18 protein-coding genes and 2 pseudogenes are annotated in these 23731 nt (G+C 70.6%); 13 read left to right on the top strand and 7 right to left on the bottom strand.

Features of this window, described 5'->3' with window-relative positions; all coding sequences use genetic code 11:
• The first annotated feature begins 485 nt into the window (after positions 1-485).
• Both rsgA and Sdi02f_RS03705 read left to right on the top strand, forming a co-directional pair.
• Positions 486-1460 (top strand): ribosome small subunit-dependent GTPase A, encoded by a 975-nt coding sequence (rsgA, locus tag Sdi02f_RS03710; RefSeq protein ID WP_245962132.1) that lies wholly within the window; start codon positions 486-488, stop codon positions 1458-1460.
• 17 nt (positions 1461-1477) lie between these two features.
• The gene (locus Sdi02f_RS03705; protein WP_108932674.1) at positions 1478-2224 is read left to right on the top strand and encodes a class I SAM-dependent methyltransferase; all 747 of its coding nucleotides are present in this window, start codon (positions 1478-1480) and stop codon (positions 2222-2224) included.
• 139 nt (positions 2225-2363) lie between these two features.
• Here Sdi02f_RS03705 and Sdi02f_RS36225 read toward each other — a convergent pair whose 3' ends face one another.
• Positions 2364-2846 carry an acyl-CoA-like ligand-binding transcription factor gene (locus Sdi02f_RS36225; RefSeq protein ID WP_234334122.1) on the bottom strand — a complete coding sequence of 161 codons (483 nt, stop codon included), beginning with the start codon at positions 2844-2846 and terminating at the stop codon, positions 2364-2366.
• Between the two features lie 40 nt (positions 2847-2886).
• Here Sdi02f_RS36225 and Sdi02f_RS03695 point away from each other — a divergent pair, with 40 nt between their 5' ends.
• Positions 2887-3555: an AAA family ATPase gene (locus Sdi02f_RS03695; protein WP_108932673.1), complete on the top strand. Its 669-nt coding sequence runs from the start codon at positions 2887-2889 to the stop codon at positions 3553-3555.
• Between the two features lie 142 nt (positions 3556-3697).
• On the opposite strand, the gene Sdi02f_RS03690 is transcribed toward Sdi02f_RS03695, so the two are convergent.
• Positions 3698-4441: an SDR family oxidoreductase gene (locus Sdi02f_RS03690; RefSeq protein ID WP_108932920.1), complete on the bottom strand. Its 744-nt coding sequence runs from the start codon at positions 4439-4441 to the stop codon at positions 3698-3700.
• Positions 4442-4792: 351 nt separating this feature from the next.
• Positions 4793-5668 (bottom strand): alpha/beta fold hydrolase, encoded by an 876-nt coding sequence (locus tag Sdi02f_RS03685; protein ID WP_108932919.1) that lies wholly within the window; start codon positions 5666-5668, stop codon positions 4793-4795.
• 1023 nt (positions 5669-6691) lie between these two features.
• Here Sdi02f_RS03685 and Sdi02f_RS03675 point away from each other — a divergent pair.
• The 3 genes from Sdi02f_RS03675 (at position 6692) to Sdi02f_RS03665 (ending at position 11983) form a co-directional block, all read left to right on the top strand.
• A complete protein-coding gene (locus tag Sdi02f_RS03675; RefSeq protein WP_372503473.1) occupies positions 6692-7969 on the top strand; it encodes an ArsB/NhaD family transporter in 1278 nt (425 codons plus the stop codon).
• 323 nt (positions 7970-8292) lie between these two features.
• Positions 8293-8748, top strand: coding sequence for an SRPBCC family protein (locus Sdi02f_RS03670; RefSeq protein ID WP_030399505.1), 456 nt, complete (start codon positions 8293-8295; stop codon positions 8746-8748).
• Between the two features lie 97 nt (positions 8749-8845).
• Positions 8846-11983 (top strand): discoidin domain-containing protein, encoded by a 3138-nt coding sequence (locus Sdi02f_RS03665; RefSeq protein WP_108932672.1) that lies wholly within the window; start codon positions 8846-8848, stop codon positions 11981-11983.
• A 282-nt stretch (positions 11984-12265) separates the two neighbouring features.
• Here the strand turns inward: Sdi02f_RS03665 and Sdi02f_RS03660 are convergent, their stop codons facing one another.
• Together Sdi02f_RS03660 and Sdi02f_RS03655 are read right to left on the bottom strand one after the other, a co-directional pair.
• Complete coding sequence (locus Sdi02f_RS03660) at positions 12266-13690, bottom strand: glucose-6-phosphate dehydrogenase (protein ID WP_031085883.1); 1425 nt, start codon at positions 13688-13690, stop codon at positions 12266-12268.
• The gene (locus Sdi02f_RS03655) at positions 13687-15384 is read right to left on the bottom strand and encodes a glycoside hydrolase family 15 protein (protein WP_245962131.1); all 1698 of its coding nucleotides are present in this window, start codon (positions 15382-15384) and stop codon (positions 13687-13689) included. The genes Sdi02f_RS03660 and Sdi02f_RS03655 overlap by 4 nt, the downstream gene beginning before the upstream one ends.
• A 349-nt stretch (positions 15385-15733) precedes the next feature.
• Between Sdi02f_RS03655 and Sdi02f_RS03650 the strand changes: the two are divergent.
• From Sdi02f_RS03650 to Sdi02f_RS03640, 3 genes and pseudogenes are all read left to right on the top strand, one after another.
• A pseudogene (locus Sdi02f_RS03650) lies at positions 15734-16192 on the top strand (universal stress protein).
• A gap of 9 nt (positions 16193-16201) precedes the next feature.
• Positions 16202-17992: an IlvD/Edd family dehydratase gene (locus Sdi02f_RS03645; protein ID WP_031085888.1), complete on the top strand. Its 1791-nt coding sequence runs from the start codon at positions 16202-16204 to the stop codon at positions 17990-17992.
• A gap of 119 nt (positions 17993-18111) precedes the next feature.
• Positions 18112-18999 (top strand): C-terminal binding protein, encoded by an 888-nt coding sequence (locus tag Sdi02f_RS03640; protein ID WP_234319790.1) that lies wholly within the window; start codon positions 18112-18114, stop codon positions 18997-18999.
• A gap of 191 nt (positions 19000-19190) precedes the next feature.
• Here the strand turns inward: Sdi02f_RS03640 and Sdi02f_RS03635 are convergent, their stop codons facing one another.
• Positions 19191-19922: an SDR family NAD(P)-dependent oxidoreductase gene (locus Sdi02f_RS03635; protein WP_031085890.1), complete on the bottom strand. Its 732-nt coding sequence runs from the start codon at positions 19920-19922 to the stop codon at positions 19191-19193.
• 87 nt (positions 19923-20009) lie between these two features.
• Between Sdi02f_RS03635 and Sdi02f_RS03630 the strand changes: the two genes are divergently transcribed.
• The 4 genes and pseudogenes from Sdi02f_RS03630 to Sdi02f_RS03615 form a co-directional block, all read left to right on the top strand.
• The gene (locus Sdi02f_RS03630) at positions 20010-20606 is read left to right on the top strand and encodes a TetR/AcrR family transcriptional regulator (RefSeq protein WP_030399499.1); all 597 of its coding nucleotides are present in this window, start codon (positions 20010-20012) and stop codon (positions 20604-20606) included.
• A gap of 147 nt (positions 20607-20753) precedes the next feature.
• Entirely contained in the window at positions 20754-20960 is a 207-nt protein-coding gene (locus Sdi02f_RS03625) for a hypothetical protein (RefSeq protein ID WP_030399498.1), read from the top strand.
• A 410-nt stretch (positions 20961-21370) separates the two neighbouring features.
• The gene (locus Sdi02f_RS03620; protein WP_031085892.1) at positions 21371-22120 is read left to right on the top strand and encodes a hypothetical protein; all 750 of its coding nucleotides are present in this window, start codon (positions 21371-21373) and stop codon (positions 22118-22120) included.
• Between the two features lie 268 nt (positions 22121-22388).
• Positions 22389-22664: pseudogene (locus Sdi02f_RS03615) on the top strand (hypothetical protein); the annotation flags it as partial.
• Between the two features lie 90 nt (positions 22665-22754).
• Here Sdi02f_RS03615 and Sdi02f_RS03610 read toward each other — a convergent pair.
• Positions 22755-23666, bottom strand: a complete 912-nt coding sequence (locus Sdi02f_RS03610; RefSeq protein WP_031085896.1) for a MerR family transcriptional regulator — start codon at positions 23664-23666, stop codon at positions 22755-22757.
• Between the last annotated feature and the right edge of the window lie 65 nt (positions 23667-23731).

Genomic DNA, 23731 nt, shown 5'->3' with positions numbered 1-23731 from the left:
AGTAGCAAGGGCCCTTGAGCGGGTGTCAACGGATTATCGGCCCCGCCACCGCGGCGAACTGCGCAGACGGCGTGGGGCCCGAGCGGGCGATACCCGCCCCGGCTCGGGCCGACCAGAGGTTCACAGAGGATGCTACGGTTCCTGTGGAAGTGGCGACCAGGCCACTCTTGGAGATCGGAGGAGATGCGCGATGACGGTCGTGGTGACCACCGCTGTGTGCGGTGCCCGACTCGTTCGCATCTCTCGGGTCTCGGCCTGACCTTTCCGCTGCCGGCCTCCCCTCTGCGGGAGTGGTTCCTGCACGTCTGCCGTCCGCCGAGGCCCCCTCTCAAGGGTCTCTTCCATTGTTTCACCCACGCGCTTCACACCCATCTGCTCTCTCCCGTCCTTCGCGCGTCCTGACTCCGGCCGACTACGGCTGGGACACGGCGCGTGAGCGGTCCTTCGCCCCGTCGAGGGACGAGGGACTGGTCCCGGGCCGTGTCGTGCGGGCCGAGCGCGGTCTGTGCGACATCGTCGCCGAGACCGGCCCCGTTCGCGCGATGGTCCTCCCCTCCTCGGGCACCGGTGACCGGCTGACGCCGTGCACCGGCGACTGGGTGGCCGTCCGTCCGGCCGGCCCGGCGACCTCCGCCACCGTGGTGGCCGTTCTTCAACGCCAAAGTGCCGTGGTCCGCTCCACCTCCTCGCGCACCTCCCACGCCCAGGTACTGGCCGCGAACGTCGACACCGTGGCGGTGACCGTCTCCCTCGCCGACCCGCTCAATCTCGGGCGGATCGAGCGGATGCTCGCCCTGGCCTGGGAGAGCGGCGCCACGCCCGTGGTGGTGCTCACCAAGGCCGACCGGTGCGCCGACCCCGCGTCGGCGGCGTCCGAGGTGGCCGGGGTGGCCCCGGGCGTGGAGGTGCTGGTCACCAGCGCCACCACCGGCGAGGGCCTGGACGTCCTGACCGCCGTCCTGTCGGGCACGGTGGTCCTGCTCGGGCCCTCGGGCGCGGGCAAGTCCACGCTCGGCAACCGCCTGCTCGGCGAGGACCTCCTGGCCACCGGCACGGTACGCGGCAGCGACGGCAAGGGCCGGCACACCACCGCCTGGCGCGAACTGGTGCCGCTTCCCCACGGCGGGGTCCTGCTGGACACCCCGGGCCTGCGCGGAGTCGGCCTGCACGACGCCGACGACGGCCTGGACCAGGTCTTCGCCGAGATCGGCGAGCTGGCCCGCGACTGCCGCTTCGCGGACTGCGCCCACACCACCGAGCCGGGCTGCGGCGTGCTGGCCGCCGTCGAGGACGGCCGTCTCACCCAGCGGCGTCTCGACAGCTACCACCGGCTGCAGCGCGAGAACACCTACGCCGCCGCCCGCACCGACGCGCGCCTGCGCGCCGAGCTGGAGCGGCCCCTGAAGCAGATTGCGCGACAGGTGCGCGCCCTCAAGCAGTCCCCCCACTTCAAGGCATGACGGAAAGGAACACGGTCATGGACCTTCCCCGCATCTTCACCATCCGCGAGAGCAACCACCGCATCCACAACCCGCTGACCGCGGACCAGTTCGCCACCCTGGGCGCATCCCTCCGCCTCCCCGCCGGGACCCGGGTGCTCGACCTGGCCAGCGGCTCGGGCGAAATGCTCTGCACCTGGGCCCGCGACCTGGGCTTCACGGGCACCGGGGTCGACATCAGCACGCTCTTCACCGCACAGGCCCGGGCCCGCGTCGCCGAACTCGGTGTCGCCGACCAGGTCGAGTTCCTCCACGGTGACGCCGCCGGCCACGTCTCCGACCAGCCCGTCGATCTGGCCGCCTGCGTCGGCGCCACCTGGATCGGCGACGGCGTCCCCGGAACGGTCCAGCTGCTCCAGCGCAGCCTCCGCCCGGGAGGAATGATGCTGATCGGCGAACCCTTCTGGCGCCAGACCCCGCCGGACGAGGAGACCGCCCAGGCATGCCACGCCACCGCCGTCGCCGACTTCCTGCCCCTCTCCGCTCTCATCGAGCAGTTCCAGGAACTCGGATACGACGTCGTGGAAATGATGCTGGCCGACCAGAACAGCTGGGACCGCTACACCGCGGCCCAGTGGCTCAGCATGCGCCGCTGGCTCGACGAGAACCCGGACGACGAACTCGCCCCCGAAGTACGGGAAGAACTCACCACCGAGCCCGCCCGCTACGCCCGTTACGGGCGTGAGTACCTGGGCTGGGGCGTCTTCGCTCTCATGAAGCGCTGACACCCCCGCCCCCCGAGGGAGCCCGGACGTCGGATCGTCCGGGCCCCCTCGGGACACTTCATCACCACGGCGACCAGACCGACGGAAGGGGCGCCGCCCCCCTCCGCCGCCGTGCAGGCCCTGGCCTGGCATACGTGCCTCAACCGTGGTCCCGCACCGCCGCGAGGCACTGGTCGTAGAGGTCGGCCAGGTCGATCCGTCCGTCATGTCCGGCCCAGAGTTCGGTTGCCGTGTCGACGCAGGCGAAGACCGTCGCGACGATCGCCTTGGCCTGCGTGTCAGGGGCCGGACGACCGGGGCCGTTGCCCAGCCGTGCCCGGATGACAGGGACGAGTTCGGCCTGCCAGCGCAGTCGCTTCTCGATGTAGCGGGAGTGCAGCGAGGGTGTGTCGAAGATGAGGCGGGACAGTACGCCGGCCCGGAGCCGGAACCGTATGCCGTCGATCAGTCTCCCGGCGCGAGCGGAGGAGAAGCTCGCCCAATTCGACCGCGCCCCGCCACACGAGTTCCGCTGCTGTTCCTCACCAACACCGCCGGGAAGAGAGAAGGTAACCCCGGGGACCCGACTATGTGCTGAAAGAAGCGGCGATCTTAGAACACAGTCGCCGACAACGACGTACACAACAAGGCTCGCCTTGGTCGTCCCATTGGACAGGAGAGGGATGCAGCACGGACAGCATGAAGAGGTAGCCGACGCCGCAGCGCTTCCGGCACGGCTGCGGCACGTCTACTGGATTGGCGGCGGGAGTGGAGCAGGCAAGTCGACCATCGCCCGACGACTCGCCGACCGCTACGGTTGGCACCTCTACGCGACAGACGACGTGATGCGGAATCACGCTGGACGGACCACGCCCGAGGAAGCCCCCTTCCTGCACGAGTTCATGGCCATGGACATGGACGAGCGATGGGTGGACCGATCCCCGGAAGCCATGCTTGAAACATTCCACTGGTTTCGAGGCGAGGGCTTCGGTTTGATCGTCGAAGACCTCCTCCACCTGCCTCAGAACCCGTGCGTCATTGTTGAGGGCTTCCGGCTGCTGCCACACCTCGTGAAGCCCCTACTGGCTGTTCCTGAGCACGCCGTCTGGCTCCTTCCCACACCTGATTTCCGCCAGGCCGCGATCCGCAGTCGGTCGAGACCAGAGGAAGGGTTCGTATGGAAAACCAGCGATCCGGCAAAGGCCGGCTGGAACATCGCCGAACGTGACCGCATGTTCACGAGACGCCTTCAGCAAGAAGCTGAGTGTCTCCAACTGCGCACCCTTCAGGTTGACACCAGCATGACCGAAGACGATCTCGGTGAGCAGGTGGCCACAGCCTTCGGTCTCTGACGTCTCGTGGCACGGCCCGTCCACCGGGACGGCGGACGGGCCGTGCCACGAGGCAGAGAGAGGGGCTGTCCCGGGCCGGGCGGAGTAAGGCATCGGCACTTGGCGCAACCATCCGGCAAGCTCCTCGAAGCCGGTGCCTGGCTCAGACAGTTGGAACAGTGCCGCCGTCAATGACGTACTCCGCTCCCACAATGGATGAGGCTCGGTCCGACACAAGGAAGCCGACCAGGTCCGCGACCTCTTCCGTCGTTGCGAATCTTCCGAGTGGAACCCCTCCGAGGGAATCCATCAGGCTCTGCTTCGCCTCCTCGCGGGTCAGTCCGTTGCCTTCGGCGAGCTGATCGATGAAGCCCTCATACGCTCCGGTCCGAATCCCCCCGGGGCTGACGGCGTTTACTCGGACTCCTCGTGGCGCCAGTTCGTTCGCGAGACCCTTGCTGTACGTACACAAGGCACCCTTCGCCGACGCGTACGGCAACGTCGCGTCGTGCAGGGGCATGTGACGCTGGATCGACGTGACGTGGACAACTACTCCTGATCCGGCCTCCACCATGGCCGGCAGCAGCGCTCGATCCAGTCGGACAGCTCCCAAGCAATTCAGGTTGAGCTCCGCCAGCCAGTGCTCCTCAGTCGCTGCAGCGAACCCGCCAGGCGGGGTCGACGACCCTCCGACAACGTGCACCAAGACGTCCAGCGCACCTCCCTCAGAGATCTTGGACACCACAACCTCTACACCGCCCACCGTAGAAGTGTCCGCCTCGATGAACCGGTCGGGGTGCTCGTAGCCGCCGGGCATAGTGCGTGCCGTAGTCCATACGTCGGCGCCCATCTCTCGCAGTCTCTCTACGACGGCCTTGCCCGAGCCCTTCGAACCGCCCGTGACCAGCGCCCGGCGACCGTTGAGCGTATCGGGCCGTACCCGCGTGTCCGCATCGAGGGCGGCGGCCGGACCGTGGACGCGCGGGCCGGGGGCGTGCTGCTGGTCGACACCGTACGCAAGGCCGGCCTGGACACCTTCTTCACCTGGCTCGCTCAGCGGGGGCATGCCTGTCCTCACTCGGTCGGCATGGTGATCACCGAGGCGATCCACCCGCAGGTGCTGAAGGTTCTGGCATGGACCTGCAACCTGCAAACCTTCAGCCACCCGCACAGCTTGACGCAGATCGCTGTCCGGCACGTGCACGCCTCGCCCCCCGGCACGGCACGGCACGGCACGGCACGGCGACGAACCGATCGTCTACTGGCCGGTGATGGTCTTTTCAAGGAGGCCTGTGAGGATCGACTCGGCATGAGTCCACAGCAGGGCACCGCCGATCCCCGGCACGACGTGATGACGAGCACCGGGCACACGGGCAGCAAGCAGTGCTCCGTTGTCGGGCGAGTGGCTGCGGTCCTGCTCGCCGTACCAGATGTCGACGGGGACAGCGATCTCGTCGAGGGCGAACGGCCACCGCCCCATCGCCAGGACCGTGTCCCGGGCGTAGCCGGCGGCACCTTGGGCAAATCCCTCGTCCAAGGCCCTGCGGTAACCAGCCGCGAAGTCGGGATCCCGGTACACGGCAAGGTCGCACCCTGGGCTCCCGGTCATGACCATGTCCCACATCGCATCCGCGGTGAAACCGGCGAAAAACTCCTCGGCGCCGGCCGGATCGCGCTCGGTCCGCTCGACGAGACCACGCAGGTCCGCGTCCAGAACTGAAGCGAACTCCGGCCCGGCGACCTCGTCCGCACCGGAGACGACGGCCAGTGCCGAGACGACCCCCTCCGCAGCGCAGGCAAGAGCGAATGGTGCACCTTGCGAATTCCCGACCACTCCAGGTTGCCCCAGCCCCCGCTGGACACAGAGTTGGCGCATGTCTCCGGCGAAATCGGAGAAGGTCCGGCCGGGGTCTGGGGTCGAGACACCAAGACCCGGACGATCCACGGAGACAAGACGCACTCCGAGCGCCTCCACAACGCCTGCGCCGAATCCGAGCCACCGGCTCGTAGCCGCACCAGAACACAACAGAACAGGCGCCCCGTCCGACGGCCCCCACTCCGCCCAGCCAAGCACCCGCCCGTCAGACAGAGCACTCTCACCCAGCCGGGCAGGAACATCGGTGTATCGAGTCATGATCAACATCATGGCCATGGACCTGACGTCCTGCACGCGACTTTCACCATGGCCTCGAACAGGGCAAACGTTGTCTGATGCGGCACCAGGCCGGCCAGGGCCGTCTTCAGGCCGTCGATGGCACGTGCAGTGGGCTCAAAGGAGCGGTCGAGGTCGTCGTCGGTGGTGTCGTCGGGGGCGCGCTCGGGCGGCAGCCGCCACTGCTCGCGCTTGTGCCGCCAGTAGGGCCGGTCGGCGCCGGACAGAACGAACTTGTCGCTGTCGTGGCAGTCGGGGTGAAGGGGGAGGAACCGCCGTCGATGCGGTCTCCCCCGTGACCGGGGTCGGCATCAACACGGTGATCGGTTCCAGCAGCGTGACGGTGCCGATGACGAGCACCCCGGCCCTTGAGAACAGTGATCCTCCTCCGGAACAAGGGCTCCTGGACCGTCGTGCTGACGTCCCTGCTCCCGGGGCGGTCGCCCGACTTACCGTCAGCCTCGGCATGAGCAGCCCGTGTTGTGGGCGTCCATCCGTGCTGACACTCTTTTCCCCTGTTCAGCAGCGTGTCTACAGGTCGGACACGTTCGCAATTGGGTGGCGTCCCCGATGGGCGTCGCCCCGTCAGGTGAGCGAGGGTCGGGGCACCCCCTTGTTTTTTCGGCCCAGTGAGTGTCGTGCGGCTCTGTGCCGCCGGTGACGTGCCCGTCTCTGGTGCCCCCGTGCTCGACGGCCCTACAGCAGCTGGTGCCGGTCTCTGCCGCAGAGCGGCGGGGGCGGGCGCAGGGCACCGGAGGGCGCGGGACGCCGCTGGCCGACCGACGATGAGAGGAACCCGGCAGTCATGACCTCAGGGCCGCAGAAATCGGGCTGGTTTCAGGAGTACGACGACCCCGAACCGCCGGCACGCACGTCCCGCCGACCGGCGGGGGGCCGGACGCGGCAGCCGGAGGGAGGACGGACGGGGCAGCCGGCCAGCACTCGGGGGGTCCGTCCAGGCCGGTACCGCTTGGGGGAGGACACCGGGTGAGCCTCACGACCTGGATGGCCGTGGCGGTCTTCACCGTCGTCTTCGTGCTCATCGCGACCGAGTGGGTGAACCGGGTCGCCGCCGCACTGGGCGGCGCAGTGGTGATGCTGCTCATCGGCGCGACCGACGCCGAGCACGCCTTCTTCTCCGAACACGCCGGCATCGACTGGAACGTCATCTTCCTGCTGCTCGGCATGATGCTGATCGTCGCCGTGCTGAAACGCACCGGGATCTTCGAGTTCATCGCGATCTGGGCCGCGCGCAAGGCCCACGGCAGACCCTACCGGCTGATGGTCCTGCTGATCGTGGCGACGGGGGTCCTGTCGCCCTGGCTGGACAACGTCACCACCGTGCTGCTGATCGTGCCGGTGACGATCTCCGTGTGCCGGCGGCTCGGAGTACCTGTCGTCCCGTATCTGATTGCCGAGGTGATGGCCTGCAACATCGGTGGCGCGGCCACCCTGATCGGTGACCCGCCCAACATCATGATCGGATCCCGCGCGGGTCTGTCCTTCAACGACTTCCTGCTCCACATGACGCCGATCGTCGTCGTGCTGATGATCGTGTTCGTCCTGATGAGCCGTGTGATGTTCCGGGGAGCCTTCTGCTACGACCCCGAACGGGCCGCGTCGGTGATGGAACTCCGTCCCCGCGACGCCATCAAGGACACACGGCTGCTGGTGGTGAGCGGTGTGGTGATCACCGCCGTGATGGCCTGCTTCGTCCTGCACACCGCGCTCCACCTGGAACCGTCCGTGGTCGCCGTCAGCGGCGGACTGCTGCTTCTGGCCGCTTCCCGGATCTCGGCCGGCGAGGTCGTCAAGGACGTGGAGTGGGAGACGCTGGCGTTCTTCGCCGGCCTGTTCGTCATGGTCGGCGCGATGGTCCAGACCGGAATCATGGGCGACCTGGGCGAGGCCGCCGCGAAGGCGGCCGACGACAACCTCTTGGGAACGGCCATGGCCCTGGTGTTCGGCTCCGCCGTACCGTCCGCCATCGTCGACAACATCCCGTTCGTGGCCTCGGTGTCCCCGATCGTCGCAGAGATCGTGTCCTCCGCCGGCCCGGAGGAAGCGGGGATGCTCTGGTGGGCCTTCGCCCTGGGCGCCGACCTCGGCGGCAACGCCACGATCATCGCGTCCTCGGCCAACGTCGTCGTCGTCGGCATCGCCGAACGCGAAGGCCACCACATCTCGTTCTGGCAGTTCAGCCGCTACGGACTCGTCGTCACCGCCGTCACCGTGACGGTGGCGGCCGCCTACGTCTGGCTGCGCTACTTCGCCTTGGCCTGACAAAGCGCCGGCCCGTCGCCGTCAGGGCGCAGGAGCCATGTTCCGATCACCTGACCGACGACTCGGAGAGGGTGCGGTGGCGAACGTGTCGGTGCGCGTGCGGGCCACGGCATTGGTCGGGCAGCCGGGTCGCGTCGCCGTGACCCGGCTCCCCTCAGAACCGGACGTACCTGTTTGCCGGCATCACAGCTCAAGCAAACCCGGCCTGCGTGAGCGGTCCTGCGGTGCTCACCCGGACGGCCGCGTGTCCCGGCGCGCTCCCCGGAGCGGCCGGGACACCGGGCTAGTGTCGACGTTCCGTCGCCCTGAGGGAGTGTGTTCAGTTGGCCCGCAACCGTCGCCTGATCCTCAGTACCCCGTCCGAGGTCTGGAGCCTGCTGTCCGACGGACACCGCTACGGGGAGTGGGTGACCGGCACCCAGCAGGTCCTTGCCGCCGACGCGCACTGGCCGCAGGTGGGCGCCCGGCTGCGGGTCAGGGTCGGTGTGGGCCCGCTGGTCCTCGACGACACCTGTGTCGTCCGCGTCTGCGAACCCGAGCGCCGCCTGGAACTGGAGGCTCGGGCCGAACCGTTCGGCGCGGCCCGCATCGCCATGAAGCTGATGCCCTGGGGCGACGCCACGCTCTTCGTGCTGGACTGGCACGCGTTGCGCGGGCCCGGCATCCGGATGCACGGACTGCCCGTGGACTACCTCGTCGAGGTCCGCAACGGCATGATGCTGACCAAGCTGGCCAGGATCGCCGTCCGGGAACACGGCCGCACGCTTCAGCGGGGCTGAGGGCGGCTCCTCTCGATCCGCGCCCATTGACACGCCGCTCGGGGACGATCGAGGATGACCCCGTTGACAACGTTGTCGCCAGGTGGAGAGGACCATCATGAACCCCAAATTCGCCCCTCTCGGCCGCAGGATCCTTCTGCAACTCCTCGGCGCGACCGGCGCCGCGGTCGCCCTCCAACCGGCGCTGGGGTCCCCTTCGGCCTCCGCGGCCGCCCCCTCCGGCTCCGCCCGGACCGTTGACCCGCCGGACGACGTCGCCGCCACGTACCACCGCGTGCTCCTGCGGCACACCCGCTGGTCCGAGACGCAGTGGGACGAGGCCAAGGGGACGTACACCGACCGGGACTTCGGCTTCGCCGTCGTCCTCGGGCACGCCGTGCTGCTGACGCACGGGACCTTCGACGAGGACGCGGCCGGCGTCGACCGGGAGACACTCAGACGCCGCACCCTGGCGACCCTGCGTCGCTTCGCCGCCTCCAACCGGCTCACGGGCGGCACCCAGTGGGGCCGCAAACTGTTCTTCGACACCACCTTCCAGTCGTACTTCATCCTCGCGGCGCACCTCTTGTGGGACGAGCTCGACGCCGCCACCCGTTCCGCGGTGGACACCATCACCCGTGAACAGGCGGCGTACACGCACTCGCTGGGCACGGGCGACGACCCGGCCTCCGGCGACTGGACGCCGAACGGGCTCAAGGGCGGGTACGTCGGCGACACCAAGCTGGAGGAGATGGGTCTCTACGCGCAGACCCTCGCTCCGGCGCTGGCCTGGGCGCCGGACGACCGGCGCCACGCCGAATGGGCGACCGACTACGGCACCTGGTCGCGCAACGAGGGCGGGCTGCCACCCGCCGACCTGGCCAATCCCGCACGGGTGGACGGGGTTCCGGTCTCGCGCAACACCGCGCACAACACGTACGACACCTTCATCGTCGAGAACCACGGCTCGTTCGGGCCGCACTACCAGGAGGAGATGTGGCGCACCTCAGGGCGTAACGCGGCGCACTTCCTCGCGGCGGGCCGGCCGCTGCCCGAGGTCCTGACCAGGCAGCCCAACGCGGAGCCGCTGTGGCGGACGCTGCTGGGCGTCATGTCGGACGCGGGCGAGCCGCTGATGCCGATGGTGGACGACCGCGAGCACCTGTACGGCAGGGACGTCATACCGCTGGCCTTCCTTTCCCGGGTCGCAGGAGACCGGGCGGCGGCGCGCGCGGAGGCGGAACTGGCCTCGCGTCTGGAGGCCTACCAGGCGTACCCGCCGGAGTACCGGCTGGCGAAGTTCTCGGGCGAGCCGAAGTACGAGCCCGAGGCGCGCGCGGAACTCGCCATCAGCTATCTGCTGCACGTGTGGCCGGACGCGGGGCCGCGGGTACGTCCCATGTCGCGCGAGGAGTTGTTCGCGCACGCGTCGGGGGTCACCGATTTCGGGACCGGCCCCGGTCTGGTGTCCCACCAGTCCCCCGCGGCCTGGGCCGGTGCGGTGACGAAACCCGGGTACGTGAAGTTCGCCTGGCAGCCGGCGCACGACGACTGGCTGTTCCGGCTCGGCGGCGACACCCCGGTGTTCCTGCCGTCGACCGCCGCCGAGGTCTCCGGCAGGACGGTGCGCGTGCACACCGCGCTGCGGGACGGGTTCGACGGCAGCGCCACGGTGCTACGTCTGGGCGAGAGCTTCGCCGGGTACGTGACGCTCCCCACGGGCGGGGTCGTGTACGCGTGCGAGGGGCCGATCGCGGGCGGTTCGCGCCTAGACGTGCACAACCTCACGATGCCCGGTGTGGCGGGCCTCGACGGCGGCCGCACCTACCGGTTCGCGGAGGGTTCGGCCACGGTCCGCGCGCAGGACGCCTCGGACTCGGCTGCGGGGCGGGTCGACGAACTGGCCTTCACCCGGACGACGGTGCGGCACGTACGCATGCTGGGCGTCCAGCCCCACCCGACGTACGGGTACTCGCTGTACGGGTTCGAGGTGCGGGACGGGGCCGAGGGACCCGACCTCGCCCGAGGCGGCACGGCGACGGCCTCCTCGCAGTCGGCCGGCATGGCCCCGGGGCTGGCCGTGGACGGTGACGCCCGGAGCCGCTGGGCGGTCTCGCGCGAGGACCGGAAGCGGGCGGACAGCTGGTGGGCCGTGGATCTGGGCGCCGAGCGTGCGCTGGACCGGGTCACGCTGCGCTGGGAGGCGGCCGCCGGTCGCTCCTACCGGATCCAGGGCTCGTCCGACGGTGAGCGGTGGACCGACCTGGCGACCGGCCCGGCGCCGTCGCTGCGCAGCCGCGGCGGGTGGCTCGACGTCGACGGCCGTGCCGGGCTGGTCGTGCGCGGCGGAGGCGAGCCCACGCTGGCCGTGTACGGCGACACGATCGTCCCGGCCGAAGGGGCCCGGGAGCCGGTGGTGGTCGAGGGGCACTGCGGTGTGTCCGCCGAGGACCTGGCCGCGCTGGCACGTCGTGCCGCGCCCGCCAGCGGGGACGGCCGGGTCCGCGCGGCGCGGGTGGACGGGTACCTGAGTCTGTTCAACCTGTCGGCGGACGAGGTGGAGACCCGGGTGGCGGTGGTGCAGGAGAGCCGACGCCGGCAGGTCTACGAGGGTGAGCAGACCGTGACAGGGGAAGGCATCGACTACCACGCGCGGCTGGACGCGGCGTCGGCTTCGCTGCTCGCGCCGCGCTTCACCCTCACCCCGCTGTCCGGCAGCTCCCTGCCGTCCGGGCTGCGGGTCCGCGTGGACGACGGGGCGTCCCTGGTCCTGTCCGGTGCCCACTGCCGGCTGCGGATCGAGGGCCAGGGCCGCGGCACCGAGGCGACCGTGCGGGGCGGACGCGAGACCCGGGTGACGCTGCGTGGTGCGCAGCCCTTCCCGCACCGCGACCACGCCCTGGGCCGGAACACCTTCCCGACGAGCCCGCTGCCGGCCGGAATGACCCGTCCGGACGCCGCCGTGGACGGCGACCCGGACACCGCGTGGCACCCCGGCCGGGACGGCCGCATGGTGGTTGACCTCGGGGCGCTCACCGGGGTGCGCTGGGTGGAGTTGCAGTGGAGGACCGGCGCGGCACCCGCGGCCCGCGTGGAGTTCAGCACCGACGGGGTGCGCTATCAGCGCGCCGGGACCCTGGACGCCCACGGACGCGTCCGCCGGCTCACCCGTGCGGGCTCGGCCCGGTACGTCGCGGTGACGGTGCAGGGCACACCGCACGCGCACGACGGGCTGATCCGGCTCTCCGTGGGATGAGGCGGCCGGGCCGCCTCCGCCTCCCGGCGGCTGGTCACGGCCTCCAGGAGCGGAGCGGCCTGTGCGAGACCGCACGGGACGGTGCCGCTGTGCCGTCGAAGCGTCCCCGCCTCGATGCCACCCGGGCCGCAGATTCCCACGCCGGGAGTCTGATGCCGGCGGACACGCCGGGGTTTCGGCAGCCGCGCGAGCACCGTGACCGGCACCGGACCGCTCTCACCGGGACGTGGCGATCTGGGCCTCCGCCGCGGGTGATGCGGCAGCCTCGTCGGGGGTGGACGCTCACTCGGTCGGCATGACGGATTCCTCGTGCAGCAGGTCGTCCCGGCGTTCGGGCGTGGCGTGGCGCGGCGGCGGTCCCTCGGAGCCGGCCGGGTACTCCTCCAGCGGCACCAGTCCCCTCTCCCAGGCGGACAGGACCGGATCGACGACGCGCCACGCCTCTTCGGCCTCGTCGCCGCGGATGGACAGGGCCGGGTCGCCCCGGAGGACGTCCAGCAGCAGACGGCCGTAGGCCGGCAGGTCGGGGGCGTCCATGCGGGCGGTCAAGGAGAGTTGCGTGAGGGTTTCCGGACGAGAGCCGGTCGCGGTCAGATCCATGCTCAGGCTCTCCGGTTCCAGTCCGAAGCGCAGCACGTTGGGACGCACGTCCTGGTCCTGGCCGAACGGCAGGTGCGGGACCGAGCGGAAGCGCACCGCGACCTCCTTGCGGTCCTTGCCGAGAGCCTTGCCGCTGCGCAGCCGGAACTGGGTCCCCGCCCAGCGCCAGCTGTCGAGTTCCAGCACCATCTCGGCGAAGGTCTCGGTCCTGCGCCGCGGGTCGACGCCGGCCTCGTCGACGTAGGCGGGCACGTCGTGGCCGACGCCCCGTCCGTCCGAGTAGCGGGCGCGGCGCGTGCGCTGTACGACGTCGTAGTCGGTCAGCGGCCGTACCGATCGCAGGACGTCGACCTTGCGGTCGCGCAGGTCCCGCTCGCCGAGGGTGAGCGGGGGTTCCATGGCGACCAGGCACAGCAGCTGCAGCAGGTGGTTCTGCACCATGTCCTTCAGCGCGCCCACCTGGTCGTAGTATCCGGCCCGCCCCTCCAGGGCGAGGGTCTCGTCCCAGACGATCTCGATCTCGGCGATGTGGGTGCTGTTCCAGATCGGTTCGAGCATCCGGTTGGCCAGCCGGCTGCCGAGGACGTTCTGGACGGTCGTCATGGCCAGGAAGTGGTCGACTCGGAAGACGGCGCGCTCCGGCACGAGTTCGGAGAGCAGCCGGTTGAGTTCCTGTGCGTCGGTGAGGTTCTCCCCGAAGGGCTTCTCCAGGACGATGCGGCTGCCCCGGGGCAGTCCGGCCCGGTGAAGCGCGGTCACCGTCGCCGGGAAGAGCGCCGGCGGGAGGGCGAGGTAGACGGCGACGGGGTCGTCACCTGCGACGGCCGCGGCCACGTCCGCGGGGTCGGTGACGTCGGCCCTGCGGTAGTCCGCCGACGCCGTGACGGCTCGCCGGGCGTCGGCCGGGAAGTCGGCTCCGTGGCGGTCGAGTTGACCGTCGGCCCACTCGCGGTACCGTGCACCGTCCCAGTCCTCCCGGCTGGCTGCGCGCAGGCTGAACCGTTCGTCGAGGTGTCCCGCCGCGTACAGGGCGGCCAGTGCCGGCAGGAGGTAGCGGCCCGTGAGGTCGCCCGTCCCCCCAAACACGACGAGTCGTCGGATGGTCATCGCGAAGCGCTCCTCGCCCGTTCGAGATTGACCCCGCTGGCGATGGTCCCGATATGGCTGAACGCCTGGGGTGCGTTGCCCATGAATACTCCTGTGGTGGGGTCGATCTGCTCCGAGAGCAGCCCCAGGGGGCTCGCCCGCGAGCACAGCGAGTCGTACAGTTCCTCGGCCTCGTCGAGACGGCCCTGGCCGATCAGGTTGTCGACCATCCAGAAGCTGCACAGGACGAAGGCGCCCTCGTCTCCGGGGAGGCCGTCGGGGTGTTCGTCGTGCAGGTAGCGGAAGAGCAGTCCGCCGCCTGCCGACAGGCGTTCGGCGACGGCCCTGGTGGTCGCGACCATCCGCGGGTGGTCGACCGGCAGGACCTGGCGCAGCGGCAGGTTCAGCAGGCTGGCGTCGAGGACGCCTCCGCCGTCCATGTACACGCTGAGCGTCTGGGCGTCCTCGTCCCAGGACCGCTCCAGGATGAGTTCGCTCAACCGGTCCGCGTCCCGGCGCCATGAGCCGACGTCGCCGGGCAGGCCGTAGCGTTCCGCGATCCGGGCCGCCCGGTCCAGGGCCACCTGGCACAGGCCGACGGAGTAGGTGAACGGACGGCCCTCGCCGCGGATCTCCCACAGGCCCTGGTCCGGCCGGCGCCAGGCGCGGGCGGCCGTGTCGGCGAGCCCGGACAGGCTGGCCCACATGGCGGGCTGGATCTCACCGCCCCGGCGCAGCCACTGGTCGGCGCAGCCCAGGATCTCGCCGTACACGTCGTGCTGGCGCTGGTCGGCGGCGCCGTTGCCCCAGCGGACGGGCGAGGAGCCCCTGTATCCCTCCAGCCCGGCGTCCTCGATCTCGTCCGGTACCCGGTCGCCGTCCAGGGTGTACATGATGAGTGGACGGCGGCTGCGCTCGAACGCGTCGAGGACCCAGCCGAGGAAGGCGTCGGCCTCGCCGCCGAAGCCGATGCGGCGCAGCGCGAAGACCGCGAAGGCGGCGTCCCGGATCCAGGCGTAGCGGTAGTCCCAGTTGCGGACGCCTCCGATGGGCGCCGGCAGCGAGGAGGTGGGGGCGGCGACGAGCGACCCGTTCGCCCAGTCGTCGCAGAGCTTCAGGGTGATCGCGGCCCGCCTGACGAGTGCCTCCTGCGGACCGGCGTAGTCGCACGAGCGCATCCACCGCCGCCAGGCGTCCGCCGTCTGGCACAGCATGGCCTCCGGGTCGAAGCGGTGGTGGCGGTGGAAACGTCCCCAGGACAGGACGAGGTCGAGCCGGTCGCCCTGCTCCAGGTCCTGCACGGACCGCAAGCCGCTCAGGGGGCGGTTGGAGCGCAGGTGGAGGCGCAGTCCCTGGTTGCGGGCGGGCCGTACCTCCAGTCCGCTGTACAGGTGGTGGGCGTCGGCGCCGCCGTACGGTTCCACCTGCACCTTGAGGCGTACCCGTCCGTCCAGAACCCGTACGGAGCGGACGAGTTCCCCGCGGCCGGAGGGCGCGTCGTCGGACAGGTCGGCCCCGGAGCGCAGGGCCAGCGCGTCCGTGACGCGCACCAGCCCCGTGTCACTGCGCAGCTCCGTGTGCAGCACTCCGGTGTCGGGTTCGTACCATTGCCGGGCCTCGCGCAGGTTCTCCGGCGTCACGGTGAAGTGGCCGCCCCGTGCGTGGTCCAGCAGCGCGCAGAACACGGGGTCGGAGTCGAACCGGGGCAGACACATCCACGGGATGGTGCCGTCGAGGCCGAGGTGGTGCCGTCCCCGATCAGGCCGAGGTCCTCGAGGGGCAGGTAGCCGTCCGGTCGGCGAACCGGCCGGAACGGCGGGTCGGGATCGTACATACCGTTCGCTCCTCAGCAGCCACCTGCGCACGGTGCTCATGATCCAGAGTCACCGAAGCCGTCCGGGCCCGCAAACCAGGCCACCGGGCCGGACGCGTCCGCCGTACCGGCCGGGCCTCGTCGCCGAACTGCGCGTACGGCACGGCCGGGGAATACTGGGGGGTTGATCCTCCGGCCCCGGGCCACCGATGCCCGCAGGCCGTGCGCCGCAGCCGAGTGGAGAAGCGTTCATGGTTGACCAGCGCGAGGAAACGGGCCGCATCGTGGTCGGAGTGGACGGTTCGGACTCGTCGAAGCAGGCCGTCCGCTGGGCCGTACGTCAGGCGGAGGTCACCGGCGGTGTGGTCGAGGCGGTGACCGCGTGGGAGTTTCCGCAGTTCCACGGCGCCCTCGGCTGGCTGCCCCCGTCCAGCAGCGACGAAGGAGCCCTGAAGGCCCGGGCCCGCCAGGAACTCACCCGGACCGTCGAGGAGGCTGTGGGGCCGCAGCCGCCGGCTGAGGTACGTGCCTAGGCCCGTTACGGCACCCCGGCCGGGGTGCTGCTGCACGCCGCCCAGGGCGCGGCGCTGCTCGTGGTCGGGAGCCGGGGGCTCGGGGGCTTCACCGGGCTGCTGCTGGGATCGGTGGCCCAGCACTGCGTTCAGCACGCGCCCTGCCCGGTCCTCGTGGTACGTGGCGAGGACGGCTGAGGACCCCGCATGTCACAGACGGACGCAATGCCGGGGCAGCTGCGCAGCCGGGCCTGGTGGGACAACACGGACAACCCGGAGATGACCGCCCTGTACCTGGAGCGGTTCCTGAACTACGGCCTCACCTCGGCGGAACTCCGGTCGGGACGGCCGATCATCGGCATCGCCCAGACGGGCAACGACCTGGTCCCCTGCAATCGGCACCATCTCGGTCTCGCCGACCGGGTCAAGGACGGGATCAGGGACGGCGGCGGGATCCCGTTCGAGTTTCCCGTCCATCCGTTGCAGGAGACGGGAAAGCGCCCGACCGCGGCCCTTGACCGCAACCTCGCCTATCTCGGACTGGTCGAGGTCCTCTACGGCTACCCGCTCGACGGAGTGGTCCTGACGACGGGCTGTGACAAAACCACCCCGGCGTGCCTGATGGCGGCGGCGACGGTGAACCTTCCGGCGATCGTCCTGTCCGGCGGTCCCATGCTCAACGGCTACCACAACGGTGTGCGGACCGGCTCGGGCCTGGTGATCTGGCAGTCGAAACGCCTGCTCGCCAGCGGGGAAATCGACTACGACGAGTACATGGCGCGCGTGACCGCGTCCGCGCCCAGCACGGGGCACTGCAACACCATGGGCACCGCGCTGTCGATGAACAGCCTGGCCGAGGCCCTGGGCATGTCCCTCCCCGGCTGCGCCGCCATCCCGGCCCCCTACGCCGAGCGGGCGCAGATGGCCTACGACACCGGCCGCCGTGCGGTGGCCGTGGTGCGCGAGGACCTGACCCCGCGCAAGATCATGACCCGTCATGCCTTCGAGAACGCGATCGTCGTGGCATCGGCCATCGCCGCGTCGACCAACGCGCCCATCCACGTCAACGCCATCGCCCGTCACGTGGGGGTGGACCTGTCCAACGAGGACTGGCAGCGTGTGGGCCGCGACATCCCGGTACTGGTGAACCTCGCTCCTGCGGGTGAGTTCCTCGGCGAGGACTTCCACCGCGCCGGCGGGGTCCCCACGGTCATGCGGTCGTTGCTGGCGGCGGGACACCTGCACGGTGACGCGGTGACGGTCTCGGGCCGTACGGTAGCCGCGAATCTGGAGGATGCCCCGACCGCCGACCCGGCGGTCATCCGCCCTCTCGACGACCCTGTGACCCCGCGCGGCGGGCTCCTCGTCATGAGCGGGAACCTTTTCGATTCCGCGATCATGAAGACGTCCGTGATCACCGACGGCTTCCGGTCCCGGCGCCTGCCGAGCCCCGACGGCTCGTCCGTCTTCGAGTTCCGCGCGATCGTCTTCGACGGCCCCGAGGACTACCACGCCCGCATCGAGGATCCCGAGCTGGACATCGACCAGGACTGCATGCTTGTCATCCGCTACACCGGGCCGGTCGGATACCCGGGCTCGGCCGAGGTCGTGAACATGGAGCTTCCCGCCTCGCTGAGCCGGCGGGGCCTCACCTCGCTGCCCGCGCTCGGTGACGGCCGCCAGAGCGGCACGTCGGACGCGCCGTCCATCCTCAACGCCAGTCCCGAGGCGGCGGTCGGCGGCGACCTCGCCATCCTGCGTACCGGCGACCGGATCCGCGTCGACCTGGACCGGGCACGTGTCGACGTTCTGCTGCCGGACGAGGAGATCTCCGAGCGGATGGCCCGGCACGAACCTCCGGCACTGGAACACCAGACACCGTGGCAGGAGATCTACCGTGCCACGGTCGGTCAGCTGGACAGCGGCGGCTGTCTCGAACTCGCCGTGTCCTACCAGGATCTCGTCCACACCAAGGGGATTCCCCGTGACTCGCACTGACCCCGGCCGAACGGTCCTGATCGCCGACTCGGACTTCGGCGACGAGGACATCGAACGCGCGATCATCGAAGGCGCCGGGCTTCGGCTCGTCGCCGCGCAGTGCAAGAGCGAGGGACGAGGTGATCGAGGCGGGCAGGGAGGCCGGTGGCATCCTGACCCAGTACGTGCGCGTCGGTGCGCGCGCGATCGACGCGCTGCCCCACTGCCGTGTGATCGCCCGCTACGGCACCGGCGTGGACATCGTCGACGTCGACGCCGCGACCCGGCACGGCATCCAGGTCACGAACGCGCCCAACGACTGGTGCGCCGACGAGGTCGCCGACCACGCCGTGGCGCTCTGGCTCGCGGCGGCGCGCAAGATCTGCCGGTACGACCGGGCGACGCGTCGCGGCGAGTGGCACTGGAAGACGGGGCGGCCCGTCCGCAGGCTCAGGGGGCAGGTGCTGGGCATCCTGTCCTTCGGCGCCATCGCGCGGCTCGTCGCCGAGCGGGCCCGCGCGTTCGGTGTCGAGGTGTGGGCGCACGACCCGTTCGTCGACGAGTCCGAGATCCGCGCCTGCCGGGTCCGGCCGGTCTCCTTCGACGAACTGGTGGAGGGGGCCGACCACTTGGTGGTCCAAGCGCCGCTCACCCCTCAGACGTACCACACCTTCGACCACGCGACGCTCCGTCGTATGAAACCCACCGCCGTTCTCGTCAACACCGCGCGCGGGCCCATCGTGGAGGACGCGGCGCTGTACCAGGCGCTGACCGAGGGATGGATCGCCGGCGCGGCGCTGGACGACATCGAGGAAGAGCCCGCGAAGCAACGCGACTGGCATCCCAGCAACCCCCTCCTCGAACTGCCCAATGTGATCGTCACTCCGCACGCCGCCTACTACTCGGAGGAAGCCATCGGGACGGTGCGCGCCATCGCGGCGGAAGAATCCGTCCGGGTGCTGACCGGGGAACCGGCGCGGTATCCGGTCAACGAACCGATCCGCGAGTCCCGCTCGCACGGCGCGTGAGCGGGCCGCTCACGGTCAGGGACACAGGCGGGCGAGCTCGTCCGCGCGGCGGAACTCCTCCCTGCTCGACGGCTCCAGGGCGTGATCCTGCGGGACCTGGCCATGACCGGGTCGCTCGTCAGCCCCCCCCCTGGGCAAGGCCGTCCGGTGAAACGAGGGGGCCCGGCATGCCCACCGTAGGAGGGGCGCGGTCAGACCTGCGCCTGGCCACCGTCGACGAACCAGTCGACGCCGTTGACGAAACTGGAAGCGTCCGAGGCCAGGAACGTCGCCACGGCGGCGATCTCGTCCGGACGGCCGATCCTGCCGAGCGGCACCTCCGACGCGAGCCGATGGTCCTGGCCCACGGCGCCGATCAGGCCCGGGGTCTCGGTCGGGCCGGGGCTCAGCACGTTCACCCGGAACTTCCGCTCCTGCGCGCTGAGCGCCCAGCTGCGCACCAGATTGCGCACCGCTGCCTTCGATGCGCCGTAGATTTCCAGGCCCGGTCCGGGGCGGAGGGTGCTGGTCGACCCTGTCACCACGACCGAGGCGCCGTCCGAGAGCAGGGGCAGCGCCTTCTGGACGGTGAAGATCGTGCCCTTCACGTTCGTACCGAAGGTGGCGTCGATGGCCTCCTCGGTGATCTCACCGAGACGCTGGGGGACAGCGCTGCCGGCGTTGGCGACCAGCACGTCGATGCGGCCCGCCTCCTCGCGCACGACCGAGTAGAGGCCATCGAGGTCCGCCTGTACCGAGACGTCGGTCCTCACACCGGTGGCCGCCGGCCCGATCTCCGCGACGGCCGCGTCGAGCGGTTCCTGACGGCGACCCGCCAGGAACACCCGTGCCCCCTCCGCGGCGAATCGCTTGGCGATGGCAAGCCCGATACCGCTGTTGGCTCCGGTGACCACCGCCACTTTGCCTGCGAGTACGTCCGTCATCACGCGCCCACCCCTCAGTTCTTGACTGGTTCGTCCATAACGCTAACCGTTATGGACGAACCAGTCAAGAATGGCTAGGCTGCCCCCATGGCACGACCCAGGAAGTTCGACGAGCAGCAGGTACTGGACACTGCCCGGGAGCAGTTCTGGTCGGGTGGGTACGCCGCCACACGCATGGAAGACATCGCCGGGGCAACAGGGCTCGGCAAAGGCAGCCTGTACGGCGCGTTCGGCGGAAAGCAGGAACTGTTCCACCGCGTGTTCGACGCTTACTGCGGCTCCGTCGTCGACGCCGTGAGCCGGCAGCTGTGCGGCAACGACGCGGACGCCTACGCACGGCTGTCCGCCCACGTGTACGCGGTGGCGGCGGCGACTGCCGCAGACACCGCCCACCGCGGATGCCTGCTGGCCAAGGGCACCGCCGAGCTGGCCGAACACGACGAGACGGTGGCCCAGCGGGCGCACGCGGCCATCGAGGCGCTGCGGGCCCTGCTGGAGGACGCCATCGCGGCCTGCCAGCGCAACGGCGACATCGCCGCGGACGCGGATCCCGGAAAGCTGGCAGCGCTGGTGCTCGCCGTGCTGCGCGGCATTGAAGCGCTGGGCAAGGCCGGAGCGGACGAGGAGACGCTGACCGACATAGCCCGGACAGCCCTTGCCGTACTGCCCCGCCCCGCTCACTGAGCTTCCTCAGTCTGACCACCGATCGGGGAATGGCCGAGGGTGCGCGACAGACGAGACCCCTGGATTGCGTGTAGGGGGAGATCGCTGACCTCTCCCCCAAACCAGCCCAGGGGCCACTACCTCTACCCCGAGGCGCCCGGCATCCCGATGGTCCCGTACCTCACGGCGGACGAGGTACGCACTGGCCGTGGCGGGAAGACCGTCGTCAGCTGCCTGCTGCCGGAGCAGTTCCACGGCGAGACCCGGGGCATCACCGCCTCGTTCCACAACTCCTACCCCGAGGACGTGCGCCGGCGCGTCGTCGAGAACTGGGCCCGCTACGGGTTCGGGGCGCCGGGCCCGCGGACGGGCTGAGCCACGTCCGCCGGCGATGCGGTGGGAGGCCCCCTCCCCCGTACCGCGTGGCCGGTTGCGTGCCCCTGACCGTCGCGCCTCCGCGCGCGTCACAGGATCCGCAGGGCCCCGTGTCCTGGGCGATCCGGCCGCCGACGCAAGACCAGCAGTCCGGGTTCCTCGTCGAGGGCTCCGACGACTGCCGTCGGGAGCGGCCAGGCGGCTGTGTCCCCCACCGAGGGGGCCGGGCCCCGAGGGGCTGCCGACGCTGTCGGGGTCGCCACCGCGCTGCGTCCCCTGTGGCGTTTCGGTGTCCGACGTGTCCTTCTCCGTCACGTCACTGATGACCGCAGGTCCTTTCGGTCGTCGTTCTTCCACCACCGTAGGCACGGTTGCGCGCTCTCGCGCCGGGGGTACGGCAGGCTGAAGGAATGACGACGCCTGATCGGTGGATGCGGACGGTACGGGAGCAACTGGGGCTCGGCAGGCTGCTGCCCCTGGGCGGACCGACGGACGGCGCGTGGGTGGCCGAACGCGCGGCCCGGGAGGTGCTGCTGGCCGCGGCCCGGCAGGTGCCGGGCGTCCGTCCCGGGCGTCTGCGCATCACACACGTCGCCCCGGAGGAGGGCGGGGAGCCTGCCGTGCCGGCGCCGCCGAGCGCGCTGCCGCCCGGCCCACTGCGGGTGACGGCCGACTTCGCGGCATCGGCGTCCGAGCCGCTGCCGGCCGCGGCCGCCCGCCTGCGCGCGGCACTGACCGAGGCGGCGACGCGCCGGGTCGGCCTGACGGTGACGGAGGTCGATCTCCGGGCGACGGACCTGCTCGACGCGGCGTCGGAGCCGACCCCCGGTGCGGCACCGGAGCCGGAGCCCGATGCCGGAGCCGCGGACCGCCTGATGGTCCGGGTGGAGGCGGACGGGACGGACGAGAGCCGCGCGGCGGGCGCCGCGCTGGCGGTCCCCGGCGTGCGGGGGCTGACCAGCACGCTGGGCCGTCCGGTGCTCGTCACGGAGCCGGATCCTGGGCGGGAGGCGGCCCTCACGCGCCGCCACGTCCGGGTGGAACTGGCGGTCGGCACGGACCGGCCGACCGCGGAGGTATCCCGCACGGTCCGGGCGGCGGTGACCGCCGCCCTGCCGGACCGTCCCACGGTGGCCGTCCTGGTGACCGCGATCGGCTGACCTCACCGGGCGAAGTGAACGGGACCGGCCCCCGCCACGCGGGAGTCCGTGGACCGAACATGCGACGGCCGCCCGCCGGTCCGGGATCCATCTGGTGGTCACCCGGCCTGCCATGACGTATGCGGTGCCCACGATGCCCGCCACACGCGCTGCCCACAGCAACCAGTCGGGCGAAGAACCATCGGGGAAAGTCTTGTTCTTCGTGTGAGCCCAGCAAGTCCGGACCCCGCGGCGGGCGGGTAACGCGCCGCCACCCCTCGGGAACGGGCCCTCCGAGGACGCCCTGTTCATGATGATCAGTGGCCTCAACGACTCCGACAACACCTTCGTCGTCGTCCAGCCCGACGAGGACGACGCCGTCTGGTTCGCCTCCGTGACCGTCCTGAGCGAAGGGGCCTACGAGATCGTCCGCCGTGACACCACCCGCAACGAGCACGAGGTCACCACGGCGACCAGCGCCAACGACATCGCCCGCGACCTCACCATCTGGATGACCGCCCGCAACTTCCCCGGACGGCCGACCAGAAGGGTCATCGAGTTCTGAGGGCCTGGGTGTCATGGAGGTTGGCGGCAGTCGGTTACCAGGTGCAACCCGAGGTGGCCACGGAGATGATGGCGGCCGGCATGTGGCTTCTTAGGTAGCGGGTGACTCGTGAGCGGAGAGTTCTGCGGCCAGTTCCATACAGCGCAGGCGGGCTGGGGAGAAGTCGTAGGGCATCTTGCCCATGGCTTCGAACACGCCCATGGAGCCGGTCCCCCGTCCGCCGGAGCTGAGATCGGCCCCCTCCTCGCCCTCATGGGCGGGAGCAGGGTGCGCAGCGTCCCAGGCGTCGAAGAGGGCATCGTCGTCCTGTTCCAGACCCAACTTCTCGATGGCGGCGTACAGGGCGCTTTCGAAGGCGTGCCGTTCGGCGGCCACCTGGGCCACGCGCGGATCATCGACGGCGACGCCGTCATCGAGTGCCTCCTCGGCGTCGTCGACGCGGTCGGAGTCCTCCCGCAGAGCGGGGTGCGTGGCCAGGACGACGAAGCGGGTGGCCTGGACGGCCGCGCCGAGCGGGCCGAGGATCCGCTCGGTGACCAGCAGACTGTCGAGGTCCGCCTGACGCAGGGAGCCCTCGGGCAGGCCCCTGAGGCGTTCGGTGACGAAGTCGGAGAGCAGACCCGTGCGGCTGCCTTCGGTACGCATCCGCTGCACGGCGGTCCGCTGCCGCCGCACTTCTGCTTCCTGCTCGGCGAGGGTCTCCTCCAACCGCTCCAGGATGCCCGCGATGCCGTCTCCGCTGTCCGCACCGGCGGAAGCCGTGCCGGTGGTGAAGGCCTCACGGATGTCGTCCAGGGCGACTCCGGCGGCGGTCATCTTGCGAATCCACAGCAGCCGGATCATGTCTTCGTAGCCGTAGCGGCGGCGGTCGTCGCCGCCTCGCTCAGGCTCGGGGAGCAGGCCGATCTCGTGGTAGTGACGGATCGCCCGCGGCGTGGTGCCGGCGAAGGCCGCCGCGTCACCGATCTTGACCTGGCGGGGTGGCATGAAGGACGAATGCATGAGCAGGGATCTTTCATCAAGGGGTCGGGGCGTAAGTCCACCGGACCACATGCCGCTACGGAAGG

It is taken from the genome of Streptomyces ardesiacus (assembly GCF_003112575.1).
Taxonomy (GTDB): Bacteria; Actinomycetota; Actinomycetes; order Streptomycetales; family Streptomycetaceae; genus Streptomyces; species Streptomyces ardesiacus.
Note: the sequence above shows the minus strand (reverse complement) of the source record. Positions and strands in the feature narration are given on the sequence as shown.

Coding starts and splice junctions, on each gene's coding strand:
- Sdi02f_RS03705 (WP_108932674.1), top strand. CDS start 1,478: ATGGACCTTCCCCGCATCTTCACCATCCGCGAGAGCAACCACCGCATC.
- Sdi02f_RS03695 (WP_108932673.1), top strand. CDS start 2,887: ATGCAGCACGGACAGCATGAAGAGGTAGCCGACGCCGCAGCGCTTCCG.
- Sdi02f_RS03685 (WP_108932919.1), bottom strand. CDS start 5,668: ATGACTCGATACACCGATGTTCCTGCCCGGCTGGGTGAGAGTGCTCTG.
- Sdi02f_RS03675 (WP_372503473.1), top strand. CDS start 6,692: ATGGCCGTGGCGGTCTTCACCGTCGTCTTCGTGCTCATCGCGACCGAG.
- Sdi02f_RS03665 (WP_108932672.1), top strand. CDS start 8,846: ATGAACCCCAAATTCGCCCCTCTCGGCCGCAGGATCCTTCTGCAACTC.
- Sdi02f_RS03660 (WP_031085883.1), bottom strand. CDS start 13,690: ATGACCATCCGACGACTCGTCGTGTTTGGGGGGACGGGCGACCTCACG.
- Sdi02f_RS03655 (WP_245962131.1), bottom strand. CDS start 15,384: ATGTGTCTGCCCCGGTTCGACTCCGACCCCGTGTTCTGCGCGCTGCTG.
- Sdi02f_RS03645 (WP_031085888.1), top strand. CDS start 16,202: ATGTCACAGACGGACGCAATGCCGGGGCAGCTGCGCAGCCGGGCCTGG.
- Sdi02f_RS03635 (WP_031085890.1), bottom strand. CDS start 19,922: ATGACGGACGTACTCGCAGGCAAAGTGGCGGTGGTCACCGGAGCCAAC.
- Sdi02f_RS03630 (WP_030399499.1), top strand. CDS start 20,010: ATGGCACGACCCAGGAAGTTCGACGAGCAGCAGGTACTGGACACTGCC.
- Sdi02f_RS03625 (WP_030399498.1), top strand. CDS start 20,754: ATGGTCCCGTACCTCACGGCGGACGAGGTACGCACTGGCCGTGGCGGG.
- Sdi02f_RS03620 (WP_031085892.1), top strand. CDS start 21,371: ATGACGACGCCTGATCGGTGGATGCGGACGGTACGGGAGCAACTGGGG.
- Sdi02f_RS03610 (WP_031085896.1), bottom strand. CDS start 23,666: ATGCATTCGTCCTTCATGCCACCCCGCCAGGTCAAGATCGGTGACGCG.